The 2,935-nt window shown below is 31.8% G+C and carries 1 protein-coding gene and 1 pseudogene; both read left to right on the plus strand.

Annotated features, from left to right (window positions below):
- Nucleotides 1-582 (plus strand): annotated as a pseudogene (locus SPD90_RS07470) (glutamine synthetase type III); the annotation flags it as partial.
- Nucleotides 583-837: 255 nt separating this feature from the next.
- On the plus strand, nt 838-2,541 hold the full coding sequence (locus tag SPD90_RS07475) for an ammonium transporter (protein ID WP_320924809.1): 1,704 nt from the start codon (nt 838-840) through the stop codon (nt 2,539-2,541).
- The last annotated feature ends 394 nt before the right edge of the window (nt 2,542-2,935 follow it).

Raw genomic sequence — 2,935 nt, forward strand, 5'->3', positions numbered from 1 at the left:
ATATTCAATGGAAACAACTATGCAGCTGAATGGGTAACTGAAGCTGAATCTAGAGGATTATTAAACTTAAAATCTTCAGCAGATGCTCTACCTCACTACACAGATGAAAAGAATATGAAATTATTTGAAAAACACGGAGTATATACTAGATTAGAATTAGAATCAAGAAAAGAAATCTTACTTGAAAAATATGCTCAAACTATAAATATAGAAGCACAAACAATGCTTGAAATGATCAAAAAAGATATCATACCAGCTGTATGTAACTACTCTAAAGATTTAACTGAATCTGCTTTAGCTAAGAAGACTTTATCTGCTGATATAGATACATCTTTAGAAACTAGTTTAGTAACTAAGATATCTTCATTAAGTGCTTGTTTAGCTAAAAAGACTGCTGATTTAGAAAAATATGTTCTAGAAGCAAAAGATATAGATGACAGCGAAGAATTAGCAAAATTCTTCCACGATACAATATTATCACAAATGAATGAAGTTCGTGCTATAGCTGACGAACTAGAAACATTAGTTGGAAAGGAATACTGGCCATTCCCAACTTACACAGATTTATTATTTAGCGTATAAATTAATTTAAAATTCATATTTTAACATAACTAAATACTATCTACACAAAGGCGTGTGCTCTATCTAAATACTATATTTAGGTGGGTACGCGCCTTGAACTTTTTATAGAAATAATTAATTTGTTGTATTAATCGAAATTATATTTTCAGAAATTTATTTGTTATTTTTAAAATTTTCAGATTATTTTGTTTATTTAGTTAATTAATCAAAGAATTTATAAATTATAATAATTCATATAAAATAGGAGGATTTATTATGTATTCATCAGTAGATACGATATGGGTATTATTAGGGGCTGCTCTTGTATTCTTTATGCAAGCAGGATTTGCAATGGTTGAAACCGGATTTACTAGAGCTAAAAATGCAGGTAATATTATAATGAAAAACTTAATGGACTTCGCTTGTGGTTCATTGATATTCTGGATCTTAGGATTTGGTTTAATGTTTGCCGGTAATGGTAAATTTATCGGCGGATTTGATTTCTTTATTCAAGGCGATTACGGTGTTGAAGGTGGATATCCATCTTGGGCATTTGTTATATTCCAAACAGTGTTCTGTGCCACTGCTGCTACTATAGTATCAGGAGCTATGGCAGAAAGAACTAAATTTAAATCTTATTTAGCTTATTCTATAGTAATAAGTGCAGTTATTTATCCTATATCAGGTCACTGGATATGGGGCGGTGGATGGCTTTCTCAATTAGGATTTATTGATTTCGCTGGATCTACTGCAGTTCATATGGTCGGTGGTGTAGCCGCTTTAGTTGGTGCAAGAATATTAGGACCTCGTATTGGTAAAATAGACAAAGACGGTAATGTAAAAGCTATACCAGGACACAACATAACATTAGGAGCTCTAGGAGTTTTCATATTATGGTTCTGTTGGTTTGGATTCAATGGATGTTCAACTGTTTCTATGACAGGTGACGAATCTATAGTATTAGCAGGTAGCGTATTTGTAACTACTAATATAGCTGCTGCAGCTGCTACTGTTACTACAATGATATTCACTTGGGTGAAATACAAAAAACCAGACGTTTCAATGACATTAAATGGTTCTCTTGCAGGTCTTGTCGCTATAACAGCAGGCTGTGCCGCTGTAAATCCAGTTGGTGCTTGTATAATAGGTATAGTAGCTGGTATAGCAGTAGTCGTTGCAATAGAATTTATAGATCAAAAATTAAAAATAGATGACCCAGTCGGTGCAATCGGCGTTCACGGTGTATGTGGTGCCTTAGGTACAATATTAACTGGTGTATTCGCTGTAGATGGTGGACTTGTTTACGGCGGTGGATTTACTCTATTTGGTGTTCAATGCTTAGGTGTTGTAACAGTTATAGCTTGGGTAGTTGTCACTACCACTGTATTATTCAAGGTAATAGATGCTACATTAGGTCTTAGAGTTACAGAAGAAGAAGAGGTTGTTGGTCTTGACAAATTAGAACATGGTTTAACAAGTGCATATGCAGATTTTGCTAAAGCTAGTACAGTTAAGAAATTAAAAACTGCACAAGAAAAAGTTTCTGTTGACAGAGCTGTTCCTGTTCAATTAGTAAGCAATAATCGTGATTCTAGCGTAACTGCTTCTGATATCAAATTAACTAAGATAGAAATAATAACAGATCAAGATAAATTTAAAGATTTAAAAGACGCATTAAGCGAAATAGGTATAATGGGTATGACAGTTTCAAATGTTTTAGGTTGTGGAACTCAAAAAGGTGCTCCTAAGTACTACAGAGGTATCGCAGTAGAAATGGAATTACATCCTAAGATATTAGTTGAAATAGTCGTTGCTAAGGTCCCTGTTCAAGCTGTTATAGATACTGCTAAGGAAGTTCTATACACTGGTAACATAGGTGATGGTAAGATATTCGTATCAACTATAGATAACGCAGTTAAGATACGTACTGGTGAAGAAGGCGTGGACGCTCTTCAATATCCAGAAGCTCAAGCTAATTAATATGCTAATTAACTATAATCTAAATTTATAATTAATTAGGTCATAGTAATTATTTTTTAGTCCTAGGTTATCCTGATAAAAATATCAGGAGCCTAGGATTTTTTAAATTTAAAAATACCAATTTACATAAGTGCTTTTTTCAAACTTTCTTTAATAAGTTTTTCTCTTTCTTTAAAAAATTCATCAAAATTTTTAAAAGAAAGATTAAAAGAGATAATAGAAAAATTTAATAGTGTTATATCTTATTTAAATGATATAGAAAATAATTTATAAAAATAAAAATCTAGGTAGTCTAATAAATTAGAACTACCTAGAAAAATAATTACTATGACCTAATTAATTATAAATTTAGATTATAGTTAATTAGCATATTAATTAGCTTGAGCCTCTGGAT

The sequence above is a fragment of the Intestinibacter sp. genome (assembly GCF_034113885.1).
In the GTDB taxonomy this organism is placed as follows: Bacteria; Bacillota; Clostridia; order Peptostreptococcales; family Peptostreptococcaceae; genus Intestinibacter.